Raw genomic sequence first — 25,093 nt, 5'->3', positions numbered from 1 at the left:
ACCGTTCACGGATGCCCGCCGTGCTCTGGTTCCGCCGCGATCTACGCCTCAGCGATCATCCCGCGCTCTGCGCCGCGGCAGCCCAAGGCGAGGTTCTCGCGCTGTACGTGCTCGACGAGGCGCTGCTCAAGCCGTCGGGGAAACCGCGGCTGGCCTTCATGTACGGCTGCCTCGAAGCGCTCAACGAGCAGCTCGGCGGCCGGTTGCTGATCGTCAAGGGCGACCCGGAAACCGAAGTCCTCAAAGCCGCCCAGTCGGTCGGCGCGACCGAGGTCCACGTCAGCACCGACTGCGCGCCGTATGGCCGCAAGCGGGACGCCGCCGTCGCGAAAGTCTTGGCGCAGAACGGAATCGACTGGGTCGAGACGGGTTCGCCGTACGCGATCACCCCGGGCCGGATCACCAAGGCCGACGGCGATCCGTACAAGGTGTACACCCCGTTCTACCGCGCCTGGGTGCGCCATTCCTGGCCAAGCCCGGCCAAGAAGACCAAAGTGGACTGGATCGAGCCGAAGAAGTCGCTCAAGATCCCGAAGGCGCCCTCCGTCGGTAAAATGGTGCTCCCCGAACCGGGTGAAAAAGCCGCGCTCAAGCTTTGGCGCGATTTCCTCGATTCCGGGGTGAACTACGCCGACGGTCGCGATCGGCCGGATCTTCCCGGCACGACCAAGATTTCCCCGTATCTGCGCTGGGGCTGCGTCCATCCGCGCACGCTGCTCAAAGACCTCGAGGACGAAACACTGCGCGGTGAGATCGCGTGGCGTGACTTTCACGCGGATGTGTTGTGGCACAACCCGAAAGCCGCGCGCTGGAACCTCGACAAGCGCTTCGACTCGATCCGCCTCGAGGACGACAAGGCCGCGTTCGAGCTGTGGTGCCAAGGGAAGACCGGCTTCCCGATCGTCGACGCCGGCATGCGCCAGCTGCTCGCCGAAGGCTGGATGCACAACCGCGTGCGAATGATCGTCGCGAGCTTCCTGGTCAAGGACCTGCACTTGCCATGGCAGTGGGGCGCCCGGCACTTCATGCGGCACCTAGTCGACGGCGACCTCGCGTCCAACCAGCTCAACTGGCAGTGGGTCGCGGGGTCTGGCTCGGACGCGGCGCCGTACTTCCGCGTCTTCAACCCGACCACCCAGGGCAAGAAGTTCGACCCGAAGGGCGACTACGCGCGCCGGTACATCCCCGCGAACGAGAACTACCCGGCGCCCATGGTCGACCACGCCCACGAACGCCAGGTGGCACTCGAACGCTACGGCGAGATCACCGGTTCTTGAGCGCGTCCATCAGCTTCACCCGGCTGCCGGTGCGCAGGATCGAGTTCTGGTAGATCTTCGCGCCCAGCCAGGTGAGCAGCGCGACCGCGAGCAGTGTCAGCGTGAGCGACGCGGCGATCTCCCAGAGCGCGGCCGTGCCTGCCGCGATCCGGCCCGGCATCAGGATCGGGGAGAGCAGCGGGACCAGCGAGGCGATCTTGATGGCCTGCCCATCCGGCGCCGAGGTCATCAGGTTGAGCCCGACGACGAACCCCATGATGAGCACCAGGTTCACCGGCCCGATCACGGACTGCGTGTCCTCCTGGCGCGACACGAGCGAGCCCGCGGCGCCATAGAGCGTGGCGTAGAGCAGGAAGCCGAGCAGGTACCAGATCACGCCCCAGAGCAGCGCGCCGGTGGCGACCCCGGACAGCGTGAGCACTCCGGTCGCGAGCCCGCCGAGCACACCGACCCCGGCGAGGATCACCAGCTGGGTGAGGCCGACGAGGCCGAGCCCGATCACCTTGCCCAGCAGCAGATGCCACGGCCGCACCGTCGACAGCAGGATCTCCACCACCCGGCTGGCCTTCTCCTCGACCACGCCCTGAGCCACCATCACGCCGTAGGTGAACAGCGTGATGTACAACAGGATCGCCACGATCGCGCCGATGGCGAGCCGCTGCGAGCGGTCCGGATCGGCGGGCTTGAGCTCGGTCACCGCCACTCGCGTGGTCGCGACCGAGGCCAGCACCTGGCCGGGGTCGAGGCCCGCTTCGGACAGCTTCCCGTTGAGCACCTCCTGCTGGGAGATCCGGTCCAGCACCCCGCGCAGCTTTTCGTCCAAAGTGGACTTGACGAGGACACGCAGCTCGGCGGCGGTGCCGGACAGCAGCGCGTCGACGTCGCCGCTTTCGACCTGCGCCCTGCCTTCCTCGGCCGAGGGGAACTGCTTGGTGACGATCTTCAGCCCGGCCTGCCCGCCGAGCGCGGTGAGCTGCTCGCTGATCCCGGTCGTCTGCCCGGTGAGGCCGACCGTGCTCTTGCCGACCGAGTCGCTGATCCAGGCCTGCACGGCCAGGAAACCGAGCATCGCCACCAGCAGCGCCGCGGTGCCCACCACGAAGGACCGGGTGCGCAGCCGGGTGTTGATCTCGCGCTTGGCGATCAGCCAGACCGCCCGCCACGGCGTGACCGTGCTCATGCCTTCGCCCCTGTCGTGACCGCGTCCCTGAACAGCTCCGTGAGCGACCGGCGCTGACGGCTGAACTCCGTCACCGGCCCGGCGCTCAGCGCCGCCGCGAGCACCGACTGGTCGTCGACGCCGTCGTCGAGCTCGACGACCGTGCGCGTCCCGTTCTCCGACAGCACGCGCACCCCGGCGAGGCCCGTCGCCCAGCCGCGCGTCGCGCCGACCACGAGTTTCGTGCCGGCGTGCGCGGTGAGCTCGTCGACCGTGCCGGTGGCGACCATCCGCCCGTTCCTGATGATGCCGACCCGGTCGCACAGCCGCTCGACCAGGTCGAGCTGATGGCTGGAGAACACCACCGGGACGCCTTGGGAAGCCTTGTGCCGCAACACTTCGCTCATCACGTCGACCGCGATCGGGTCCAGCCCGGAGAACGGCTCGTCGAGCACCAGCACCGCCGGGTCGTGCACCAGCGCGGCGGCCAGCTGCACCCGTTGCTGGTTGCCGAGGCTGAGCTTCTGGATCTCGTCCTTGCGCCGCTCGGCGAGCCCGAGCCTGACGATCCAGTTCTCCGCGCTGCGGTGCGCCTCGTTGGCGCCCATCCCGTGCAGTTCGGCGAGGAAGACGAGGTGGTCGAGCACCTTCATCTTCGGGTAGAGCCCGCGTTCCTCCGGCATGTAGCCGATGCGGGTGCGGGTCTCGTGGGTGATCGGCAGGTCGTTGAACCAGACCTCGCCGCTGTCGGGGGTGAGCACGCCGAGCGCGATCCGCATGGTCGTGGTCTTGCCGGCGCCGTTGCTGCCGACGAACCCGAACAGCTCGCCGCCCCGCACGTCGAAGGTGACCCCGTCGAGCGCGGTGACCTTGCCGTAGCGCTTCGAGATCGCCCGTATTTCGAGCCTGTTGGTCATGGGTCAGCCCCCCTCGGCGCGGTCTTCTTCGATCATCGTCCGGCACTGCACTGGTCGATACCACAGCGGCCAGGTGACCACCGAACCACAAGTGGTCGCTCACCCGATCAGGGGGCGGGGCTCAGAGCCCGGCGAGTGCCTTGGTGACCAGCTCTTCGACGCGCTCGCGCACGGCGTCGGCGTCCGAAGGGACCAGCGCGAGGCGGGTGCGGCGGGCGAGCACGTCGTCGGCGTCGAGCGCGCCCTCGTGGCGGACCGCCCAGACGACCTCGGCCGCCGTGACGCCCGCGCGGAGCTCTTCGCCGAGTGAATGGTCCACCTCGCCGAGCGCCGCGATCCGGGGCGCCTCGGTGCCGTAGCGCGCGATCAGCCGCTCCGGCGCGTCCAAAGTGGACAGCGTGGACCGGTCGGCCGCGCCGAGCATCGGCAGGTGCGAGGTGATCGACGGGCCCGCGTGCAGGCCCGCGTGCGCGATCGCGGCGTCGACGCCGTCCTGTGCCATCTTGCGGTACGTCGTCAGCTTGCCGCCGATGACCGTCACCACGCCGTCGGCCGAGGTCGCGACCGCGTGCTTGCGGGAGAGGTCCGCGCTGCGGCCACTCGTGCCGGGGAGGTCGACCAGCGGGCGCAGTCCGGCGTACGAGCCGATCACGTCCTCACGGGTGAGTTTCCGTGCGAGTACCGATGAGGCGACGCCGAGCAGGAAGTCCACATCGGATTCGGGAACCGTTGGCACGTCGGGGACATCCCCGTGCAACGGCTCGTCCGTGAGTCCCAAGTAGACGCGTCCGCCGGGCTGGGGGAGCAGGAACACGAAGCGGTTCGTCTCGCCGGGCACCGCGACGTTGACCGACGCGAGGCCGAGGCCGACCGTGTCCGTCGCGAGCACCAGGTGTGAGCCGAGCGACGGCCGCAGCCGCACCGAGGGCACCACCGAGCCTGCCCACACGCCGGTCGCGTTGACCACCTGACGTGCGGAGATCTGCAGTGTCTGCCCCGAAAGCTCATCGCGGGCCAGCACCCGGTCACCACTCACCTCGACCGCGCGCACCTTGGTCAGCACGCGCGCGCCGTAGGACGCGGCCGTCCTGGCGATCGTGACGACCAGCCGGGCGTCGTCGACCAGTGCGCCGTCGAAGCCGAGCAGGCCCCCGCGCAGACCATGCCGCCGCAAGCCCGGCGCGAGCGCGAGCGTCTCCGCCGCCGGCACGAAACGCGGCCGCGGCAGCACCCACGACGGGGTACGGGCGATGCGCCGGAGCACGTCGCCCGCGTGCAAGCCGACCGAAGTCAGCCGCCGCTGGAACGGGGACGTGCTGGCGTACAAGGGAAACAGCTGTGGCATCGCGCGGGTGAGGTGCGGCGCCGTGCGGGTCATCATGATCCCGCGCTCGATCGCGCTCTCCTGCGCCAGTGCGAACTCGCCCTTGGCCAGGTACCGCAGGCCGCCGTGCACGAGCTTGCTGGAGAACCGCGACGTCCCGAAGGCCAGGTCGTGCGCTTCGAGCAACGCCACGGAGAGCCCGCGCGAGGCCGCGTCCAGCGCGATCCCGGCTCCGGTCACCCCGCCGCCGATCACGAGCACGTCGACGCGCTCGCCACCCGCCAGTTCTTCGAGCTCACGTTCTCGCCGGCGAGCGTTCAGCGAACCAGGGATCATGGTCTGAGCGATGCGTCGAGGATGTGGCTGAACTCGGCCAGCAGCGCGTTTTCGTTCACATCCGTCGTCGCCGGGCGCAGCGAGAAGGCGTACGACTGGACGATCAGCAGTATCGAGCGCGCCTGGGTCATCAGGTCGGCTGCCCGTACCGAACCGTCGGCGTGCCCGGCCTCGAGCAGCGACCGCAGCACCTGCTCGGCGAACTGCTGGGTCTGGCCGAACCGCGCCACGATGTAGGGCAGCACGAGCTCGGGGTCGACGTCGAGCAGCGTGCGGAACAGCTGGTCGGCCGACAGGGCGCGGACACCGGCCGAGGCGATGACGACCAAGCGCTCGCGCGCGGTCGGCGCGTCGCTGCCCTCGGCGCTGGCGCGGCGCAGCAGCTCGCCGAACTCGCGCGTCATCAGCGCGGCGAGCACGCTGCGCACGTCGGGGAAGCGCCGGTAGAGCGTCATCCGGCTGACCTTGGCGGTCCGCGCGATCTCGGCGAGCGTGGTCCGCCGGACGCCGACCGCGAGCACGCACTTGCGCGCGGCGTTGAGCAGCACGTCGTCGGAGACGCGGACCGCGGGCTGCCGGGTGCGGGTGTCCGCGAGCGCGCTCGGTGTGCGTTGTCCCACGAGTGAGTGACGTTCGGCGCTCATGTGTCACACTCTAACGGTGAACGAGACGATTGACCACCGGCTCCGCGCGACGTGGGCGCCAGATCACGCCGACCTGCCCGCTCGCGCCCTGCGCTGGCTGGTCGAGCGTATCGGGCGGCCGGGGCCGCAGGCCCCTGTCGTGACCGACTCGGGGCTCGCCGTCCCCGAGTCCCGGCTCGACGCCAAGGCCGCTGACGAGCTGAAAGCCGTCGTCGGCGCCGAGTTCGTGCTCACCGCATCGGGTGACCGGCTGGGCCGCGCGGGCGGCTTGTCCTATCTGGACCTGCTGCGCCGCCGAGGGCTCGGCGAGCTCGCCGTGCCCGACGCCGTCGTGCTGCCCGCCACGCCCGAGCAGGTGCAGGAGGTGCTCGAGGCCTGCGTGCGCCACGACGTCGCTGTCGTGCCGTTCGGCGGGGGTACCTCGGTCGTCGGCGGGGTAAACGCGCTGCGCGGTGCCAAGTCGTCCGTGATCTCGCTCGACCTGGCCAGGCTCGACAAGCTCGTTTCCGTCGACCCGGTCTCGCACATCGCCGTGTTGCAGGCGGGCGTGCGCGGGCCGGAGGCCGAGCGCCTGCTCGCCGCGCACGGTTTCACGCTCGGGCACGTGCCGCAGTCGTTCGAGCGCGCCACGATCGGCGGATTCGCCGCGACGCGGTCCGCGGGCCAGGCGTCATCGGGCTACGGCCGCTTCGAGGACATGGTCTCCAGCGTCCGGCTCGCCACACCGCGCGGTGAATGGAAGCTCGGTGTCGCGCCCGCGTCCGCCGCCGGTCCCGACCTGCGGCATCTGGCGATCGGCAGTGAGGGCACGCTCGGCGTGATCACCGAGGTCGCGCTGCGGGTGCGTCCGGTGCCTGCCCAGCGACGGTATGAGGGTTACTTCGTCGACGGCTGGGCCAAAGGCGCCGAAGCGGTGCGTGAACTCGCGCAGAACCACGTGCTCGCCGACATCACTCGTCTGTCCGATGTGGACGAGACCGAAGTGTCGCTCGCGCTCAACACGGGCTTGAAAACGACCGCGCTCAAGCAATATCTGCGTGCGCGTGGCATCAAGAACCCGTGCTTGCTCATCCTCGGCTGGGAAGGCCAGGAGATCTCCAACCGCCGCAACGAAACCTTGAAGCGGCTGAACGCGGTCAAGATCGGCCGCTCGCTCGGCGAATCGTGGCGGCACGGGCGGTTCTCCGGTCCGCGCCAGCGCGACACGCTGCTCGATGCCGGTGTGTGCGTCGAGACGCTGGAGACGTCCGCGCATTGGTCCAAATTGGACCATTTGCGCGACGCCGTCCGCGGTGCTCTGAGCGGCGCGCTCGGCTCGCCGATCATCATGTGCCACATCTCGCACGCCTACGAGACGGGCGCGTCGCTGTACTTCACCGTGCTCAGCGCGCGTGACGCGGACGACCCGGTCGGCCAGTGGGAGCACGCGAAAGCGGCCGCGTGCGAGGCGATCAAGGGCCTCGGCACGATCTCGCATCACCACGCGGTCGGTGTCGACCACGCGCCTTATCTGCGTGCCGAGATCGGTGCGCTGGGCATCGAGGTACTGCGCGCCGCACGGTCCACTGTGGACCCGACCGGCATCCTCAATCCCGGCAAGCTCACAACAGGGTGATCTCGATGCCGTGCGAGGTGCCCGGCGAGCCTTCGAGCCCGACGGCCTCGCACTGCGGCACCTCGGCGACCCGCACCGGCACCCCGTCGACGAGCAGCGGGAACCGGACGTCGGTCGCGCCGACGTAGGCGCAGACGTCGTCCAGCTCGGTGCCGTCCTCGAGGGTGATCGTCCCGGTGTGGAGCCTGCTCAGGTGATGCCGCGAGCCGCGTGCCTCGCAGACGTCGAGCACCTCGATCTGCTCGGGGGTGGCGAACCAGACAGCGTGCCACTCGACGACGCCCGGCATGGCGACGAGCGTCGTCGGGCGCTGGCCGTCGCGCACCCGCAGGCCGGACGCCCAGACAGCGGCCAGCCCGACCGATCGCGCGCGCACCACGACGACCGGGCCCTGGAGCCCGAGTTCCTCGCGGAGCCAGGTGATCTTGGACGGGCAGGCGTTCGACCCGTACGCGAGCACGGCCTGGCGCTCGCGCCAGCCGTCCGGCGCCGTGTCGAGTGAGTGCCCGGCGCCGTCGAAGTGCACGAAGGAATGATCGGGGCGGGCGCCGGGGTAGGGATCGGCTGGGTATTCGGCGTCGGTGAAGAGCTTCAAAACACCACCACGCTCCTCAGCACTTCACCCCGGTGCATACGCTCGAAGGAGTGCTCGACCTGGTCGACGCCGATGCGCTCGGTGACGAACTTGTCCAGCGGCAGCCGCCCCTGCAGGTACAGGTCGATGAGCACCGGGAAGTCGCGCGAGGGCAGGCAGTCGCCGTACCAGCTGGACTTCAGCGAGCCGCCGCGCGAGAAGAAGTCGATCAGCGGCAGGTCGCCGACGCGCATGTCCGGCGTCGGCACGCCGACCAGCACGACCGTTCCGGCCAGGTCGCGGCCGTAGAACGCCTGGCGCCAGGTCTCCGGGCGGCCGACCGCGTCGATGACCACGTCGGCGCCGAACGAGTTCGTGTGCTCCTGGATGGCCTCGACGACCTGGTCCTCGGACAGCCCCTTGCTGTTGAGCGTGTGCGTGGCGCCGAACTCCTTGGCCCACTGGAGTTTCCGGTCGTCGGTGTCGATCGCGACGATGGTGGTCGCGCCCGCCAGCTTCGCGCCGGCGATCGCCGCGTCGCCGACCCCGCCGCAGCCGATGACCGCGACCGAGTCGCCCCTGGTCACCGCGCCGGTGTTGAGCGCCGCGCCGAGCCCGGCCATCACGCCGCAGCCGAGCAGGCCCGCGACGGCGGGCTCCGCGGCGCTGTCCACCTTCGTGCACTGTCCACTGTGGACCAAGGTTTTGGGTAGGAAGGCGCCGACGCCGAGCGCGGGGCTCAGCTTCGTGCCGTCGGCCAGCGTCATCGGCTGGGTCGCGTTGAACGTGGAGAAGCAGTACCAGGGCTTACCGCGCTTGCAGGCTCGGCAGGTGCCGCAGACCGCGCGCCAGTTGAGGATGACGTAGTCGCCGGGTTCCAGATCGGTGACGCCCGCGCCGACCTGCTCCACGATCCCGGCCGCCTCGTGGCCGAGCAGGAACGGGTACTCGTCGTTGATGCCGCCCTCGCGATAGTGCAGGTCGGTGTGGCAGACGCCGCAGGCCTGGACCGAGACGACGGCTTCACCGGGCCCGGGATCGGGGACGATGACGGTCTCCAGCGAGACCGGCTCGCCCTTCGCGCGCGAAACGACGCCCTGAACCTCGTACGGCATTGCCACCTCCGTGTAGAAGATCCCCGGGCAGCTTGCCATGGAAAGCGCGGATATCGCGAGATCCGCATGGGTGCGGGTGAGGGACTGGTCCATCCGGGTGAAGTGTTGAACCGCCTCGCCCGGCGGCGCGTGTGGCTGGCATGTCCACGCTGAATCTCGACTCGCACCGGCCCGCGTTCACCCGTGATCCGTACCCGTTGCTGGCCGAGCTACGCGAAGCCGGCCCTGTCCACCGGGTCGAGTACCTCGGGGTCCCGATGTGGCTGGTCACCCGCTACGCCGACGTCAAGGCCGCGCTCGGCAACCCGCTGGTCGCGCACGACGCGGTCAACGCCAACGACGACGTGCGCAAGATCCCGCTGATCGCGCACGGCTGGTCGGGCGATCTGAGCCACCACATGCTCTTCGCGGACGCGCCCGAGCACTCGAGGATGCGCCGGGTGGTCAACCGCGAGTTCACCCCGCGGCGGCTCGCGGCGCTGGAGCCGCGGATCCAGCAGGTGACCGACTGGCTCATCGAGAGCATCGCGAGCCAGGGCAAGGCCGACCTGATCGAAGACTTCGCCGCGCCGCTGCCCGCCACGATCATCATGGAGCTGCTCGGCGTCCCCGGCAGCGACCGCGAGAACTTCCGCTACTGGGCCGACGTCGTCACCGGCGTGCGCGAGGGCGACATGGAGCTCCTCCCGCAAATGCACGCGGAGGCGAACGCGTACCTGCGCGACCTGATCAAGTACAAACGCACCCAGCGCGAGGCCTTCGCGGGCACCGACCTGCTCGGCGCGCTGGCCCGCACGTCCGGCGAACGCCTCAGCGACGTCGAGCTGATGGCGATGGGCTGGCTGCTGCTGGTCGCGGGCTACACCACGACGATCGACCTGATCGGCAACGGCATGCTCGCCCTGCTCCGCAACCCCGAGCAGCTGAAACTCCTGGTCTCGCAGCCGGAGCTGCTGGACAACGCGCTCGAGGAGTTCCTGCGCTTCGACGGCCCCACGGCGATCCCGACCCTGCGCTTCGCGAAGCCCGGCCTGACGATCGGCGGCGTCGACATCCCAGCCGGTGACCTGATCGCGCTGTCCCTCGCCTCCGCCGACCACGACCCCGCCCGCTTCGACAAGCCGTCCGAGCTCGACATCGCGCGTACCGACCGCGGCCACGTCGCGTTCGGCCACGGCGTCCACTTCTGCCTGGGCGCGCCGCTCGCCCGCATGGAAGGCCGCATCGCGTTCCGCGCGCTGCTGGCGCGGTGCCGCGACATCAAGCTCGACATGTCGGCTTCGCTGTCCTGGCGCGTGAGCATCAACATCCGGGGCCTGCGCCACCTCCCGGTCACCTTCACCCCTGCCCGCGGCGGGGTTTAGCGGGTTCTATCCCGCGCCGGGCGAGCGGGATAGAACCCGCTAAGCCCCGCCGCCCCAAGGAAACCCGGGCGGGTGGCGAGAGCAGAGGGCCCGCCACCCGCCCACCCCCCCGAGCCAGGAAAAAAATCCCAATGTGGCATTGGTCAGGTTTGAGCACGCCAATGTGGCTTTCGTCAGCTCAAATCTGACGAAAGCCACATTGGGATTTTTTTAGCTGGGCCGGGCACGGGGAAAGGGCAGGTCAGGGGGTTACCAGGGGGTGATGATGTAGGCGATGCCGCCGGGGCCGGAGGCGACGCCGCCCGAGGCCGTGTAGCGCTTGGTCCGCTGCCAGATCGTCTCGAACTGGGCGCGCTTGTAGACGTTGCGGACGCGGTCGTTGCTGGAGGAGGCCGGGTCGTTGGCGATCACGTCACCGTCGGCCGTGAAGCCGATGACGACCATGATGTGCCCGGACGTCCCGTAGCCCGCGCCGTCGAGCTCCTCGGCGCGGAACGACTGCGACGTGATCACCGGGATGCCCCGCGCGATGTAGCTTTCCAGCTCGTTCAGCGAGTGCAGTCTGGTGATGTGCCCGCGCAGGCCGAGCGACGCCGCGTAAGCCGTGTTGAACGGCCAGTTCCCGGTGCCGTCGTAGGCGTAGTCGTAGGTGTAGCGAGCCGCGTACGCCACGGTCGGGTCGACGTAGCCGGACGGGATCCAGGTCATGTCGGCCGGCTTGGGCCGTTTGCCCCAGTATTCGGCCACCATTTCGGTCGAAGTGGGGCTGCACCAGTTCTCGCCGCCGCCACCGTATTCGGGGAACTGTCCTTTGTGGAGGTTCTGGGCATACGGTGGTACGGGAAGTTCGATTCCGCGCGCGCGGCCCGGCGTTGTCGCCTGTACGACGAAGCGGTCCGGCACGTGCGAGGTCATCGCGCCGAGCGACGTCACCGAAGGCGTCTCGCGGGTGCCGGCCTCGCGGTAAAGGCTGATCCGCAGCCGGTACGACTTCAGCGTCACGCCCGACTTCATGACCAGCGTGTCCACGTCCACGAAAGCGTTTGCGTCGGACTGCCCGTCGACGCTCGTGCGCTTGATGTCGGCGTCGCCGTTGGCCCAGCGGCCCATCGTGTACCAGGCCGTTTCGGCGCCCGTCCCCGTCTTGCCCTTCGCTTCGATCTGGAGCCAGGTCTTCTCGGGTGTGCGCGCGTTCCACGAGGCGATGAGCTGCGTCGCGTCGAAGCCCAGCCGGTAGCTCGGCGAGGTCCACTGGCCGTATTCGTAGGTCTTCGTGGTGCCCAGCTTCGGCTCGGTGTGCTCGATCGTGCCGATCGGCCGGTCGATGCGCAGCCCGCGGTGGTCGACCGCCAGCCCGGCCAGCGTGCCCTGATGGAAAGCCCAGCCCGCCCACTCGTGGTAGTCGACCGCTTCGTCGTCACGGCCCGGGTGGGCCTCGGCCGCGTGCGTCGTCACGGCGGTCATCATCGCCACGGTGAGCAGCAGCATCAATCGGCGGGCTCGCATGTGGGCTCCATCCCTCTTAGCATTCCTAGCTGTGGAGGATTTTCGCCCACGGTCGCGGTTCCGTAAAGAACCTCTGTATTTCTTTTGTACACCTGCATGTTGCCGATCAAAGCACCGCTTGGGTCTGCGTGATCTTCGCGGCGAGCTTGCCCGCGTCGTCGCGGATTTCCGTTTCCACCACAATGATCTTCCGGCCGGTGTGCAAGGGGCGCGCGGTGGCGACGGCGTTTCCCTCGCGAATGGCACGCAGGAAGTTGGTCTTCGACTCGATCGTGGTCGTGCCTTGCGCGCCGTCCGGGAGATTGAGGAACGCGCACACCGCGCCCGCCGAATCGGCCAGCGCCATCAGCGCGCCGCCGTGCAGCACTCCGCCGGTCGTGCACAGCGACTCGTCCCAGGCGAGCCGGGCGCGCACGAGGCCGGCGGAGTGCTCCAGAGCTTCGATGCCGAGCCGCGCGGCGAACGGCATGGTCTGGTGGAACAGGTCGTCGGTCATGGCCGACAGCCTGCCCGACGGCCCGCGCGGGGTCGATTACCTCCGGGGTAACTAACGCAGCGGGTGCGCGAGCACCAGCTCGGTGTTGCGGTCGCCCGAGGCACCCAGCTGACCGAGGTCGGCGTGGATGTCGTTGTAGGAAAACTCGCGGTACAGCGAAGCCAGGCCCTGCGTCGACTGGTCGTCGTACGAAGCCGAGTACGGCGCTTCGGATTCGATCAGCGTGGTGAACAGCGAAAGCGTGCCGTCCACGTTGTCCGCGACCTCGATGATCCGCGCGTGCTGCGGGAAGTCGATGTGCGAGGCCGTGTTGATCTCCCAGAAGCTCCGCTTCGCGTCGGCGTTGACGTGCGGGATGATCTGGTTGCGATGGGTGTGGCCGTTGACCCAGGCGATGACGTTCGGGAACCGGTGCAGCAGGTTGACGAAGGTGTCGCCGTTCAGCCTCGGCTCGGCGAGATGGCGCGAGTCCGGCAGGATGTTGCCCATCGAACCACTGGTGTGGTGGCTGAACAGGATGAACAGCTCATCGGTCACCTGGTGGCTGACCTTGGCGTTGAACCAGTTGTAGTAGGTGGAACTGTTGCGCTGCAACGTCTTCTCGACCCAGCTGTACTGCCCGAGCCCGATCGAGCCGTCGGCGAAGCCGCCGAGCGTGGTGGTGTCCAGGCTGATCCCGGTGACGCCGGGCGCGATCCGGAACGTGTAGTAGACGTTCTGGCCGTCGGCGTTCTCCGCGGTGAACCCGTGGCCGAACGGGCCGGGCCCGGTGTTGGCCGCCTTGAGGTGCGCTTGCACGAATTCGGCCGTGGTGAACGGTTTGCGCCGCGCGTCGGGGGTCACTTCGCGGATCAGCCCGCCGCCGCCGAACAGCTCGCTGATCGGCACGCTGGAACCCGGCTTGAGTATCGCGTCGGCGATCTTCTTGGTGCTGGCCTCGTCCTTGCCGATCACCTTGTACTTGCCGGTGTAGAAGGCGTTGATGCCGGGGATGCCCTCGGGCAGCGAGCCGACCACGCTGTCGTCGTGGTTGCCGAACGTGCAGTACCACGGGATGTCCAGACCGTCAGGGGTGAACGTCCGCATCGCCGCGTCCAGCAGGCCCGGCACCTGCGGGAAGCCCTTCTTCGTGTACGCGTCGCCCAGCGGCGTGCCCGGGTTCCAGTAGTTCGGGCTGCCCGACGCCTGCACGCCCTCGTAGCGGTTCGGATCACCGGAGTTCGGGGTGACCTCCCGGCCGCCGTTGAGCACGCCGAGGAACCAGTCGAGTTCGAGCTGCTCGTGGTTGTCGGTGTTGTCGCCGGTGGTCACCATGAAGTCGAACGGCCTGCCGGTGAACGGCCCGTTCCGCACGCTGTTGACCCGCTTGACCAGTGCGTTCGTCGCGACCGTTCCCAGCGCCTCCTGCGGCCGGTGCGCCGACGAGATGTACGGGTGCACGTACTCGAACCGCGCCGGGCTCTCGGTGTCGGTGATGTGCAGGTCGGTGAACTGCACGAACGACGCGAGCGGGGTACGCCGATCGTCGCGCCCGGTGTTCGCGGCGGCCAGGTCCTGCCGCAGCACGACCGGCCAGCCAGGGCCCGCGGCGAGCTTGGTGTACGACGGGCCTGACGACACCGGCGCGGCCGCCGCCTGCAGTGTCGTGCCCGCGGTGGTGACCGCGCGGCGCGTGGTGAGCGCCAGCGCCCGGTCCAGCGCGTTCGAGGTCGGGGTGCAGAGCAGTAGCCCCGCCCCGGACAGCCCGGCTGCGGTGACGAATCGGCGGCGGGTCAACTCGGCCATGCGGTCGCTCCCAGTCGTAAGTGACATTCGAACCCTGGGTGTTACACCGTGCCGCACGAGGTTAGCGGGAGCGTGAACTTCCGGGAAGCTCATCGCGAAAATTTGTCACCTTTGGCGCATGGCCAAGCCCTCGTGAGTGTTCCGGCCGGTTCTAACCGGCGAAAACACTCACGACCTCGCGGCCGGCTAGCCCTTCAGGCCGGACTCCGCGACGCCTTGGACGAGGTAACGCTGCAGGAACACGAACAGCAGCACGATCGGCAATATCGACACGGCCGCGGCCAGGAACAGCAGGTTGAGCTGCGGGTTCTGCGCGGTCAGCAGGCCGGACAACGCCACCTGCACGGTCCACGAGGACGGATCCTGCGCGATGATCAGCGGCCACAGGAACGCGTTCCAGCTGCCGATGAACGTGATCACCGCGAGCGCGGCGAAGAAGCCGAGCGAGTTGGGCGCGACGATCCGCCAGAACACGCCCCAGCGCGTCAGCCCGTCCAGCCGCCCGGCCTCTTCGAGTTCGGCTGGGAAGTCCAGAAAGTATTGGCGGAACAGGAAAACACTGAACGCGCTGAACAGGCCGGGAATGATCAGACCGCGCAGATCCGAGATCCAGCCCAGGCTGGACACGACCACGAAACTCGGCACGAACGTCACCGAGGTCGGGATCATCAGCGTCGCGATGACCGCGTAGAACACCTTTTTCGAGTGCCGGTAAGGGATTCGCGCGAGCCCGTAGCCCGCCAGCGAGCAGATGAGGAGCAGGCCGACGGTCTGCAGCAACGCGACGACGACCGAGTTCAGCAGGCTGCGCGCGAACGGAACCTCGGAATTGCCGAAGAGTGTGCCGAAGTTCTCCCAATGCACGGTGTCCGGGAACAGTTTCCAGTCCGGCGCGGTGATTTCGGCACGCGTCGACAAGCCGTTTCGCAGCAGCAGGTAGAACGGCAGCAGGAACAGCACCGTCGCGATCAGCAGGCAGATCCAGCGTACGATCTTCACGAGGCCCTCCCGAAGCGGAAAACCCTGCCCTGCAACAGCGTCACCAGCGCGATCAGCAACGCGAGGATCACCGCGCCCGCGCTGCCCCGGCCCAGATCCTGCCCGCCCGAGCCGAGCGACGTGTAATAAAGATAGACAAGAGGTGGTCGCGCGAACGGTGGATATCCGCGCGAATCACCCATGATGTTGTAGAACTCATCGAAGGCTTGATAAGCGTTGATGAGATTCAGCAACAGGACCGCCACCGAAGTCGCCGCCAGCTGCGGAAGCGTGATGTACCGGAACACCTGCCAGCCGGGCCGCGCACCGTCGATGGCCGCGGCCTCGTACAGCTGCGTCGGAATCCGTTGCAGCGCCGCGATGAACAGGATCATGTAGAACCCGAGCTGCAGCCACAACCGGGCGCTGACCAGCACGACCCAGTACAGCGGCGGGTCGACCGTTCCGGTCCACGCGACCGGGTCGACGCCGAACACACCGAGCACGCTGTTGACCAGTCCATATCGGACACCCGAGAACAGCGAGGTCTTCCAGATCAGCGAAGCGACCACGTACGAACACGCGAACGGCAGGAAGAACACCGAGCGGAAGAACGCGCGCGCGAACTTCAACTGGTTCACGGCCAGCGCCAACGCCAGGGACAGGACGAACGTCACCGGCACGATCAGCGCCGCGAACACGCTGAAAGTCCCCAAACTGGAGAGGAAAGCGTCGTTCGACAGCATCGAGACGTAGTTGTCGACACCCACGAACTCGGTCGGCGTGACCGTGTTGCGAGCGTCGAAAAAGGACAGATACGCGCTCCAGCCGATCGGCAGATACGCGAAGATCGCCAGCCCGAGCAGGAACGGCCCGACGAAGAGCCAGAACGCGCGTGCGTCCCGCCGCTTCATCCGAACAGGCGCTTGAGCTCAGCCTTGGCCACGTCGACCGCCTTGCGCGTCTCCGCCGCCGGGTCCGCGCCCTCCTTGGCGATCTTCGCGACGGCGTCGGACAACGCGGTGTTCGACTGGGCCGTCCACACCGGACCGCCGACCAAATGGCTGTTCTCCTTGACGTATCGCGCGGCATCCGCGGCAGGCCCGAGCTTTAGATTCTCGGCCTTGTCGACGAGGCTCTGGCGCGCCGGCACGTGGAAGCCGAACTTGGTCGCGAATTCGAGCTGGTAGTCGGTCTTCTCGACCCACAGCCACTTGATGTACTCCTTGGCGGCGGCCACGTTCGCGCTCTTCGCGTTGATCATCGCGCCGTACGCGCCGACCGGGACCGAAGGCGCACCGGAGGCGTCCAGCTTCGGGAACGGGAGCACGCCGAAGTCGTCCTTCAGCGCCGCCTGGATCTTCGGGATGTTCCACAGCCCGGTCCACTGCATCGCGGCGAGCCCGTCGATGAACGCCGCCGGGTCGGACCAGTCGCTCGGCGCGCCGAGCAGCAGCGAGTTGTTCGTGTTCAGCACCCGGAGCTTCGCGAACGCGGCCGCCGCGCGCGGGTCGTCGAAGCCGACGGACTTGTTGTCCTTGGACAGGTAATCGAGCCCGGTGGACCAGAGCAGCGGGCCGGCGAGCACGCCGACACCGCCGTCATTGCCCGCGAAGAAGCCTTTCACACCTTCTTTGGTGAGCTTCTGGGCCGCGTCGATCAGCTCGTCGACCGTTTGCGGCGGATTCACGCCCGCCGCCTGCAGCATGCTCTTGCGGTAGAAGAGGACCTGCGTGTCGGTGGCCTGCGGGATGCCGTAGACCTTGCCTTCGACGGTCTGCGCGGCCAGCACGGCCGGGCTGAAGTCCGCGGCGATCGGCCCGACGATGTCGTCGAGCGCCACGACCTGGTTCTGCCGCACCCAGTCGATCTTGACCTGCGCCTCGAAGACGTCCGGCACGGCGCTGTTCTGCAGCGCGGTCACGATCTTCGAGTCGTAGTCGCCGGGGTTCCACTGGACGTTCACGGCGGCCTTGGGATACGCGGCGGCGTAGCGCTTCACCGCGTCCTGCACGCCGTCCTCGCCATAAGCGTGGTACCACTGCTGGAGGTTCGGTTTCGGCGGAGCGGTCGGCGCCGAGGACGCCGTCGACGGCGGCGGACTGCCCTGCCGCCCGGTGTTCGAACCGCAGGCGGTGGCCACGGCGGCCAGCCCGGCCAACGACAGGAACCCACGCCTCGTGCGCTGCTGCATCCCCAGTTCTCCTTCGGCATGCTCTGAAGGCCATCAAGATGGCCCATGACGGCCTTCAGAGCGTCGCGACTCGCCGAAGATTTACCGGTTAGAGCTTGCTGATGTCGAGCTTTCCCTCGGAGTGGAACGCGCGGATGCGCTTCTTGTCGAACTTGCCGACGCTGGTCTTCGGCACCTCGTCGATGAACGTCCAGTACTCCGGCAGCTGCCACTTCGCGACCTTGTCGGCCAGGTAGTCGCGCAGTTCCTCGACGGTGGCCTGCTGGCCTTCCTTGAGCACGACGGCGACCAGCGGCCGCTCGTCCCACTTCTCGTCGGGAATGCCGACGACCGCGGCCTCGGCGATGGCCGGGTGCCCCATCACCGCGTTCTCCAGGTCGACCGAGGAGATCCACTCGCCGCCGGACTTGATGACGTCCTTCGCGCGGTCGGTCAGCGTGAGGAAGCCGTCGGCGCTGATCTTGCCGACGTCACCGGTGCGCAGCCAGCCGTCGTGGAACTTGTCCGGGTCGATCTCGGAGCCGCCGTGGTACGCCGCGGCGATCCACGGGCCCTGCACCTCCAGCTCGCCGACGCTCTCGTTGTCCCACGGCAGCACCGTGCCGTCGTCGTCGACCAGCCGCGCGGTGACCGAGGCGGGGAAGCGACCCTGGGTGTAGCGGTACTTCCAGGCCTCGTCGCCGGTCACGCCGTGCGGCGGGCGCGCGACGCTGCCCAGCGGCGAGGTCTCGGTCATGCCCCACGCGTGCACGACCGTGACGTCGTGGCGCTCCTGGAAGGTGTGCATCATCGACGGCGGCACGGCCGAGCCGCCGATGACCACCTCGCGCAGGTGGGAGATGTCCTGCGGGTTGGCGTCGAGGTGCGCGAGCAGGCCGGACCAGACGGTCGGCACGGCCGCGGCGAAGTCCGGCTTCTCGGCTTCGAGTAGCTTCGCGATCGGGGCGGGCTGCAGGTGGCGGTCCGGCATGATCAGCGAGGCGCCGACCATCAGCGCCGCGTAGGGCAGGCCCCACGACATCGCGTGGAACATCGGCACGATGGCCAGCGTCTTGTCACCCTGCGCGAGCCGCATGCTGTCGCTCATGCAGACCTGCATCGAGTGCAGCCAGATCGAGCGGTGCGAGTAGACGACGCCCTTGGGGTCACCGGTGGTGCCCGAGGTGTAACACATCGCGGCGGCCGAGCGCTCGTCGATCTCCGGCCAGTCGAAGGTGTCCGGCTGGTCCGCGAGCAGCGCGTCGTACGAGTGGACCTGGACACCGTCCGGCGCCTGCAGGGTCGCGGCGTCGCCGTTGGCCACGATGACGTGACGCACCGTCTTCATCTCCGGCAGCTGCTTCGCGAGCAGCGGGACCAGGGTGCCGTCGACGATGACGATCTGGTCCTCGGCGTGGTTGGCGACGAAGATCAGCTGCTCGGGGAACAGGCGGATGTTCAGGGTGTGCAGCACGGCGCCCATCGCCGGGATGGCGAGGTAGGCGGCCAGGTGCTCGGCGTTGTTCCACATGAAGGTGCCGACGCGCTGATCGCCGGTGACACCCAGGCCGCGCAGCGCGTTCGCCAGCTTCGCCGCGTGCTTGCCGAGTTCGCCGTAGGTCTCGCGCCGGGACTCTGAACCGTTCCAGGTGATGACCTCGGCTTCCGAGTGCACCGTGGTCCCGTGGCGCAGCAGCCTCGCCAGTGACAGTGGCAGGTCCTGCATCGTGCTCAACATCGTCAACTCCCATGCGCCGGTGAACTGGGGGGTAACCGCGACTCTATGCAGAGCGGCCCCGTTGGGCACGCAACCGTTCCGTCACGTTTGGTCAGATCACCGTGCGGGTGCGTGCGATGTCCTACTAATGGGTGTCTCGTTCCGGACGGGTTTCCGGACAGGACGGGTGCTCGGCCGGGTGTTTCCGGCACGTGGATCGGGTGTCGTGAGTTGACCTGAGCGCCGATCTTCACTCTCCGGTGGCCGCCACGCGGCTGTCTGAGTGCTTTCCTTGCGGTGCAACCTTTTTTGCCTCTTGAATGATGGCTGGACCGGCCTCTGCCGGGCGATTCGCAGCTTGTCTACAGTGGACTAAACGGTCACTGACCGCAGTCGCCGAGTGCGTCGAGATCGCCCCAAGGGGTGATGTTTCCGCAGGCTGGGGGCAGGGTGCGGCGGGTTGCCCCGAGGTGTTCGCGAGGGTAGTAAGTGCGTGTCGGTTTCACGCCCTTGACTTGGGTGGCGTTTACTGGGGCCGTGGTAAGAGACGGCTGGCCAGCGCTTGCTGAAGCAAGCACCAGGTCGCAAGGTCGTCGCCGCGTATGCGGACACTCGAGATGGAAAGGATTACTACGTTGGCTCTGCCCACGTTGACTCCGGAGCAGCGCGCGGACGCCTTGGCCAAGGCGGCCCTGGCGCGCAAGGCCCGCTCGGAGCTGCTTGCCTCGATCAAGTCCGGCCAGGAAAGCATCGACAAGGTGCTCAAGAAGGCCAAGGAAGACAAGACCATCGGCAAGACGAAGGTCACGCAGCTCCTGAAGGCCGTCCCGGGCCTTGGCGCCGTCAAGGTCGCCGCCCTGCTCGAGCAGGCAGGCATCGACCCGGACCGGCGCGCCGCCGGCCTCGGCGACCGCCAGCGGGAAGCGCTGATCTCCGCGCTGAAGTAAGGCGTTTTCGCAGCTCAGGCCCGTGAGCGTGGGGGCGGTCCGTACCGCCCCGACGCTCACGGGCCGGGTTCCGCGATGTCGCACCGGCAACACTTTGCGGCCATCGCCCCGCAAGCCTGCGACGCTGAAGGGGTGACCACCCGCATCGCGCCCGCGTCCCCAGCCGGTCTCGCCGCCCAGTACGAGCGTGGCGATTTCTTCTTCGCCACCGCCCGGCGGGTGCTGCTGGCCCAGGGCGCCGTCGAATCCGTGACCAGCACCGATCCGGAGATTCTGGCGGACACGGTCACCGGCGCGCTCGCCTCGGGCGCCGCGCCGCTCGCGGTCGGCGTGCTCCCGTTCGACACCAGCCCCGGCACGGTCACACCCGGGCACCTGGTTCTCCCGCGTGCCGTGCTGCACGCCGGTCAAGGTGACCGTTCACTGCCCCGCGAGGTCCTTCCGCGGCCGGTCTCGGTGACCGCGGTCCCGTCTCCCGAGCGCCACATGGCGGCCGTGCGTGACGCCGTCGACGCGCTGCGTGCACGCGGCATGCGCAAGGTCGTACTGGCCCGTGCGCTCGATCTCGACTTCGACGAGCCGATCCGGCCCGAGCGGATCGTGCGCAACCTGGCCAGCGACAACCCGCGGCACTACACCTACGCGGCGGCGTTGCCGTCGACGCGGACCCTGGTCGGCGCCACGCCCGAGCTGCTGCTTTCCCGTGAGGGCTCGCACGTCGTCTCGCACCCACACGCGGGCTCGATGCCCCGGTTCGCCGACCCCGTCGCCGACAAGGCCAGCGGAGACGCCCTGCTCGCGTCCAAGAAGGACCAGATCGAGCACGCCGCGGCCGCTGAGGCCGTCGTGGAGCGCCTGCGGCCGTTCTGCCGGAAGCTCACGGTGCCCGACGGCCCCGAGCTCGTCTCGACGCCGACCATCTGGCATCTGCGCACCACGATCACCGGCGAGCTCATCGACTTCGACATCACCGCGCTGCACCTCGCGGCGGCCCTGCACCCGACGCCCGCCATCTGCGGCACGCCGACCGACGCCGCGCGCGCACTGGTGACCGAGCTGGAGCCGTACGACCGCGCCTACTACGCGGGCGCCGTCGGCTGGGTCGACGCGGATGGCGACGGCGAATGGGCGGTCGCGATCCGCTGCGCCGAGGTCGCCGAGTCCTCGATGCGCCTCTACGCGGGCGGCGGCATCGTCGAAGCCTCGGACCCGCGCCTGGAACTCGACGAGACCACGACCAAGTTCCAGACCCTCCTCCGAGCCATGGGCCTGCCCGACCTCATCTGACCCGGGGAAAAAATCCCAATGTGGCTTTCGTCAGGTTCGAGCTGACGAAAGCCACATTGGCGGGCTGAAATCTGACCAATGCCACATTGGGATTTTTTTCCCGGGCTCAGGGGTGCCAGGAGTGCTCGGTCACCGCTAAGTCCTCTGTGGTCAGTACGGCGACGGCGGCCCGGTAGCCGGAGCCGGGGTCGAGGTCGGCCATGCGTGTGGTTGCGGGGTCCAAGGCGGGAGTGCTCGACGCGAGCAAGGCCGCGGGCGCGTCGAAGGGCGCCAGGGTGATGCTGTGCAACGGGATCCGCAGGCCGCGCCCGGTCGCCTTCATCACGGCTTCCTTGCGCGTCCAGTAGACGAAGAACGCCGACGCCCGCTCGTCCGCCTCGAGTCCTTTGAGTCCCAGGCGTTCGGTCTCGTTGAGCGCGTACTCGATCAGCGAGTCCTCCGCGCGGCGCGACGCCGACTCGACGTCCAGGCCGACGGGCGCGCCCGAGGTGACCGCGAGCCCGATCCGGTCGCCCGAATGCGAGATCGACAGCGCCAGCCCCGGCACCTTCGGTACCCCGTGCGGCTTGTCGCAGTCGTCGCACGACGCGTCGAAGACGATGTCGGCTGGCGCGCGGCCGAGCCGTTCACCGGCGATCGTCTTGGCCAGCACCCGGCCGGTCAGGAACCGGCGCTGGTCGATCTCCTGCCGGTAGCCGGCGTGGCGGCCGAGCTCGAGTTCGTCCAGCAGGCCGATGAATCTCGGTTCGTTGGGCAGCGGCTCGGCCCACCACACCGCGCAGTCGATCACTCGGTCTTGCCCCCATGGTCGTCCAGCATGGTCACCTCGTCGAACGGGTCTTCCCCATTCAATACCCGGTGTACCTGCTCCTTGTCGATCTCGTCGGTCCAGGTGCCGACGAGCACGGTCGCCACCGAGTTGCCCGCGAAGTTCGTCAGCGCGCGGGCTTCGGACATGAACCGGTCGATGCCGACGATGAACCCGACCCCGTCGACCAGCGCGGGCTTGTGCGCGGCGAGGCCGCCCGCCAGCGTCGCGAGCCCGGCGCCGGTGACCCCGGCCGCGCCCTTCGACGCGATGATCATGAACACCAGCAGCGAGACCTGCTCGCCCAGCGACAGCGGCTGGCCCAGCGCCTCCGAGATGAAGATCGACGCCATGGTCAGGTAGATCGCGGTGCCGTCGAGGTTGAACGAGTACCCGGTCGGCACCACGATGCCGACCACCGGCTTGCTGACGCCCAGGTGCTCCATCTTCGCGATGAGCCTCGGCAGCGCCGACTCCGACGACGACGTCGACAGGATCAGCAGGAACTCACGCCCCAGGTACTTGAACAGCTTGAAGACGTTGACCCGCGCGATCAGCCAGCTCAGCGCGCCGAGCACGATGAACACGAACAGCAGGCACGTCACGTAGAAGCCGACCATGATGATCAGCAGACCCTTCAGCGCGGCCCAGCCGGTGCCGCCGACCACCGCGGCGATCGCGCCGAACGCGCCGACCGGGGCGGCCCACATGATCATCGACAGGATCCGGAACACCAGCCGCTGGATGTGCTCGATGCCCTTGCGGATCGGCACGCCGGACGGCCCGAGCTTCTGCAGCGCGAACCCGGTCAGCAGCGCGACCAGCAGCGTCTGCAGCACCAGTTCGCTGGTGAACGCCGAGACCAGCGTCTTCGGGATGATGCCGAGGATGAACTCGGTCGTGTTCTGCGCCTGGGTGACCTGCGACTGGCCCGCCTTCGCGACCGACGAGCTGATCTTCAGCCCGTCGCCCGGGTGCAGCAGGTTGCCGACCACCAGGCCGATGAACAGCGCGACCGTCGACATGACCAGGAAGTAGCCGATCGCCAGCCCGCCGACCTTGCCGACCTTCGCGGCCTTGGCGATCGAGCCGACGCCGAGCGCGATCGTGCAGAAGATGATCGGCGAGATCATCATCTTGATCAGGTTGACGAAGCCGGTGCCGATCGGCTTGAGCTCCTTGGCGAACGCCGGGAAGACCAGCCCGACCACGATGCCGAGCAGCACGGCGACGATGACGGCCAGATAGAGCAGATGCGAGCGATCCCGCCGCTGAGTGGGTGCTTCGGTGGTCATTGACCCTCCTTAACGCCGGGTTCGGCGGCAGAAACCTACGACAAGTCCCGCATGGTCAACAACAGGAACCGCCGGGGTATGTCGACAAGGGACAGCGCGAGGTACCCTGAGGTAAGCAAGCGCTTAGTCAGAGGGAGTGTCATGGATTTCACCCTGAGCGTCGAAGAGCGAGAGGTGCGTGACTGGGTCCGCACCTTCGTCCAGCGCGAACTCGTCCCGCGTGAGCCGGAGGTGCTGCGCCGCGAACGGGCCGGTCAGCCCGGTATCACGACCGATGAGCTGCGCGAACTCCAGCTCAAGGCCAAGGAGTCCGGGTTCTGGGGCGTGCAGACGCCCGAGGAGTACGGCGGCATGGGCCTGTCCGCGGTGATGACCGCGCTGCTCGAGGCCGAGCTCGGCCGCACTTTCGTGCCGTTCCGCTTCGGCGGCGCCGCGGACAACATCCTCTACCACGCCAACGAGGAGCAGAAGCGGACGTACCTGCTGCCGACCATCTCCGGTGAGCGCAAGTCCTGCTTCGCGATCACCGAGCCTGGCGCGGGTTCCGACGCGAAGGCGATCCGCACGACCGCCCGCAAGGACGGCACCGACTGGGTCATCAACGGCGAGAAGACCTTCATCACCGGTGGCAACGAGGCCGACTTCGTCATGGTCTTCGCCATCACCGACCCGGAGAAGGGCGCCAACGGCGGCGTCACCTGCTTCCTGGTCGACCGCGACGCAGGCTGGAAGTCCGAGTACATCGACACCATGGGCGAGTGGGGCCCGGCCTCGCTGGTCTTCGAAGACGTCCGCGTGCCGGAGACTCAGATCCTCGGCGAGCTCGGGCACGGTTTCGACCTCGCGATGCAGTGGATCGGCGCGGGCCGCTACCTGCTGCCCGCCCGCGCGATCGGCTCGTGCGAGCGGCTGATCTCGATGGCCATCGAGCACGCCAACACCCGCGAGACGTTCGGGCAGAAGATCGCCGAGCGCCAGGCCATCCAGTGGATGATCGCCGACTCCGGCGTCGAGCTGGAGGCGCTGCGCTGGCTGGTGCTGCACGCCGCGTGGCAGGTCGACCAGGGCATGGACTCGCGCCACGCGCAGTCCGTCGCGAAGCTCTACGGCGGCGTGAAGGCGAACGAGATCGTCGACCGGGTGCTGCAGATCCACGGTGGCATGGGCTACACGCGTGAACTGCCGGTCGAGCGCTGGTACCGCGAGCTCCGCCTGCTGCGGATCTACGAGGGCACCGACGAGATCCAGCGCCGGACCATCGCGCGCAACCTGCTGAAGGGCCACGTCAAGGTCGGCGGGACGCTGGGCTGAAAACGGGCTCGCGATTTAGCGGGCTTTACTCCTGGCGCCCAGCGCCGGGAGTAAAGCCTGCTAAATCACGTCGGGTGGTCAGGATTCGCTGTCTTGGGCGCGGAGCGCGATCGGGACGCCCGCGAGATCCTCTTCGTTGCACAGGAGCTTCACGTCGTAGTACGGCGAACCCTTGCGGTCGTCGTAGTCGAGGTGGATGGCCAGCACGTCGACGGCCTCACCCAGCCATTCCTGTGCCTCGCGCAGCCACTGCGATGCCCGTTCCAGGGCCGAGGGCAGGTCGTCATCACGAAATTCGACGGGGCGATAGGGAACGTCCTGCACCTGATCCCGAGGGTGTTTTGGCGCCGGCAACCTGGGGGAGAGACCCGAGTCGTCCAGTTCCAGTTGGATCGTTTGCTCAGTCACCCTTCGAGCGTCCCTCAGAGAGGCCGTCTGAGCAAGGCGTACCGGCCTAAAAGGGCC

General features: G+C 68.3%; 22 protein-coding genes. 6 read left to right on the top strand and 16 right to left on the bottom strand.

Going from position 1 to position 25,093, the window contains the following annotated elements; genetic code table 11:
• Window positions 1-11 precede the first annotated feature (11 nt).
• On the top strand, window positions 12-1,277 hold the full coding sequence (locus BLV57_RS07890; RefSeq protein ID WP_091287994.1) for a cryptochrome/photolyase family protein: 1,266 nt from the start codon (window positions 12-14) through the stop codon (window positions 1,275-1,277).
• Here the strand turns inward: BLV57_RS07890 and BLV57_RS07885 are convergent.
• The 4 genes from BLV57_RS07885 to BLV57_RS07870 form a co-directional block, all read right to left on the bottom strand.
• Window positions 1,264-2,457 carry an ABC transporter permease gene (locus tag BLV57_RS07885; RefSeq protein ID WP_091287993.1) on the bottom strand — a complete coding sequence of 398 codons (1,194 nt, stop codon included), beginning with the start codon at window positions 2,455-2,457 and terminating at the stop codon, window positions 1,264-1,266. The genes BLV57_RS07890 and BLV57_RS07885 overlap by 14 nt on opposite strands.
• Complete coding sequence (locus BLV57_RS07880; protein ID WP_091287992.1) at window positions 2,454-3,353, bottom strand: ABC transporter ATP-binding protein; 900 nt, start codon at window positions 3,351-3,353, stop codon at window positions 2,454-2,456. The genes BLV57_RS07885 and BLV57_RS07880 overlap by 4 nt, the downstream gene beginning before the upstream one ends.
• A 121-nt stretch (window positions 3,354-3,474) precedes the next feature.
• The gene (locus BLV57_RS07875; RefSeq protein ID WP_091287991.1) at window positions 3,475-5,013 is read right to left on the bottom strand and encodes a glycerol-3-phosphate dehydrogenase/oxidase; all 1,539 of its coding nucleotides are present in this window, start codon (window positions 5,011-5,013) and stop codon (window positions 3,475-3,477) included.
• Window positions 5,010-5,657: a TetR/AcrR family transcriptional regulator gene (locus BLV57_RS07870; protein WP_091287990.1), complete on the bottom strand. Its 648-nt coding sequence runs from the start codon at window positions 5,655-5,657 to the stop codon at window positions 5,010-5,012. The genes BLV57_RS07875 and BLV57_RS07870 overlap by 4 nt, the downstream gene beginning before the upstream one ends.
• A 16-nt stretch (window positions 5,658-5,673) precedes the next feature.
• On the opposite strand from BLV57_RS07870, the gene BLV57_RS07865 reads away from it, so the two are divergent.
• A complete protein-coding gene (locus BLV57_RS07865) occupies window positions 5,674-7,272 on the top strand; it encodes an FAD-binding oxidoreductase (protein ID WP_176968542.1) in 1,599 nt (532 codons plus the stop codon).
• Here BLV57_RS07865 and BLV57_RS07860 read toward each other — a convergent pair.
• Window positions 7,259-7,798 carry a gamma-glutamylcyclotransferase gene (locus BLV57_RS07860; protein ID WP_091289013.1) on the bottom strand — a complete coding sequence of 180 codons (540 nt, stop codon included), beginning with the start codon at window positions 7,796-7,798 and terminating at the stop codon, window positions 7,259-7,261. The two genes, BLV57_RS07865 and BLV57_RS07860, sit on opposite strands and share 14 nt — an antisense overlap.
• A gap of 65 nt (window positions 7,799-7,863) precedes the next feature.
• Window positions 7,864-8,961, bottom strand: a complete 1,098-nt coding sequence (locus BLV57_RS07855) for an S-(hydroxymethyl)mycothiol dehydrogenase (RefSeq protein ID WP_091287988.1) — start codon at window positions 8,959-8,961, stop codon at window positions 7,864-7,866.
• A 140-nt stretch (window positions 8,962-9,101) separates the two neighbouring features.
• On the opposite strand from BLV57_RS07855, the gene BLV57_RS07850 reads away from it, so the two are divergent.
• The gene (locus BLV57_RS07850; protein WP_091287987.1) at window positions 9,102-10,325 is read left to right on the top strand and encodes a cytochrome P450 family protein; all 1,224 of its coding nucleotides are present in this window, start codon (window positions 9,102-9,104) and stop codon (window positions 10,323-10,325) included.
• Window positions 10,326-10,574: 249 nt separating this feature from the next.
• Here BLV57_RS07850 and BLV57_RS07845 read toward each other — a convergent pair whose 3' ends face one another.
• The 7 genes from BLV57_RS07845 to BLV57_RS07815 all read right to left on the bottom strand — a co-directional run bounded on the left by BLV57_RS07845 (window position 10,575) and on the right by BLV57_RS07815 (window position 19,001).
• Window positions 10,575-11,831, bottom strand: coding sequence for a peptidase C39 family protein (locus BLV57_RS07845; protein WP_176968541.1), 1,257 nt, complete (start codon window positions 11,829-11,831; stop codon window positions 10,575-10,577).
• Between the two features lie 106 nt (window positions 11,832-11,937).
• Complete coding sequence (locus tag BLV57_RS07840; protein ID WP_091287986.1) at window positions 11,938-12,327, bottom strand: PaaI family thioesterase; 390 nt, start codon at window positions 12,325-12,327, stop codon at window positions 11,938-11,940.
• 51 nt (window positions 12,328-12,378) lie between these two features.
• Window positions 12,379-14,112 carry a TIGR03767 family metallophosphoesterase gene (locus BLV57_RS07835; protein ID WP_091287985.1) on the bottom strand — a complete coding sequence of 578 codons (1,734 nt, stop codon included), beginning with the start codon at window positions 14,110-14,112 and terminating at the stop codon, window positions 12,379-12,381.
• A 186-nt stretch (window positions 14,113-14,298) separates the two neighbouring features.
• Window positions 14,299-15,081 (bottom strand): carbohydrate ABC transporter permease, encoded by a 783-nt coding sequence (locus BLV57_RS07830; RefSeq protein WP_091289011.1) that lies wholly within the window; start codon window positions 15,079-15,081, stop codon window positions 14,299-14,301.
• Window positions 15,082-15,107: 26 nt separating this feature from the next.
• Entirely contained in the window at window positions 15,108-16,004 is an 897-nt protein-coding gene (locus tag BLV57_RS07825) for a carbohydrate ABC transporter permease (protein ID WP_091287984.1), read from the bottom strand.
• A complete protein-coding gene (locus BLV57_RS07820; RefSeq protein WP_091287983.1) occupies window positions 16,001-17,284 on the bottom strand; it encodes an ABC transporter substrate-binding protein in 1,284 nt (427 codons plus the stop codon). Before BLV57_RS07820 ends, BLV57_RS07825 begins: the two co-directional genes overlap by 4 nt.
• An 88-nt stretch (window positions 17,285-17,372) precedes the next feature.
• Complete coding sequence (locus BLV57_RS07815; RefSeq protein WP_091287982.1) at window positions 17,373-19,001, bottom strand: long-chain fatty acid--CoA ligase; 1,629 nt, start codon at window positions 18,999-19,001, stop codon at window positions 17,373-17,375.
• Between the two features lie 614 nt (window positions 19,002-19,615).
• On the opposite strand from BLV57_RS07815, the gene mihF reads away from it, so the two are divergent.
• Window positions 19,616-19,927: an integration host factor, actinobacterial type gene (mihF, locus tag BLV57_RS07810; RefSeq protein ID WP_176968540.1), complete on the top strand. Its 312-nt coding sequence runs from the start codon at window positions 19,616-19,618 to the stop codon at window positions 19,925-19,927.
• Window positions 19,928-20,059: 132 nt separating this feature from the next.
• Window positions 20,060-21,214, top strand: coding sequence for an isochorismate synthase (locus BLV57_RS07805; RefSeq protein ID WP_245757216.1), 1,155 nt, complete (start codon window positions 20,060-20,062; stop codon window positions 21,212-21,214).
• Window positions 21,215-21,320: 106 nt separating this feature from the next.
• On the opposite strand, the gene BLV57_RS07800 is transcribed toward BLV57_RS07805, so the two are convergent.
• Together BLV57_RS07800 and BLV57_RS07795 are read right to left on the bottom strand one after the other, a co-directional pair.
• Entirely contained in the window at window positions 21,321-22,004 is a 684-nt protein-coding gene (locus BLV57_RS07800; protein ID WP_091287979.1) for a 4'-phosphopantetheinyl transferase family protein, read from the bottom strand.
• Window positions 22,001-23,317: a cation:dicarboxylate symporter family transporter gene (locus BLV57_RS07795; protein WP_091287978.1), complete on the bottom strand. Its 1,317-nt coding sequence runs from the start codon at window positions 23,315-23,317 to the stop codon at window positions 22,001-22,003. The genes BLV57_RS07800 and BLV57_RS07795 overlap by 4 nt, the downstream gene beginning before the upstream one ends.
• 141 nt (window positions 23,318-23,458) lie before the next feature.
• On the opposite strand from BLV57_RS07795, the gene BLV57_RS07790 reads away from it, so the two are divergent.
• Complete coding sequence (locus BLV57_RS07790; RefSeq protein ID WP_091287977.1) at window positions 23,459-24,628, top strand: acyl-CoA dehydrogenase family protein; 1,170 nt, start codon at window positions 23,459-23,461, stop codon at window positions 24,626-24,628.
• 78 nt (window positions 24,629-24,706) lie between these two features.
• Here the strand turns inward: BLV57_RS07790 and BLV57_RS07785 are convergent, their stop codons facing one another.
• Window positions 24,707-25,036: a hypothetical protein gene (locus BLV57_RS07785; protein ID WP_091287976.1), complete on the bottom strand. Its 330-nt coding sequence runs from the start codon at window positions 25,034-25,036 to the stop codon at window positions 24,707-24,709.
• Window positions 25,037-25,093 lie beyond the last annotated feature (57 nt).

This window comes from Amycolatopsis xylanica (genome assembly GCF_900107045.1).
Lineage (GTDB): Bacteria > Actinomycetota > Actinomycetes > Mycobacteriales > Pseudonocardiaceae > Amycolatopsis > Amycolatopsis xylanica.
This window is presented reverse-complemented; position numbering and strand designations above follow the sequence as displayed.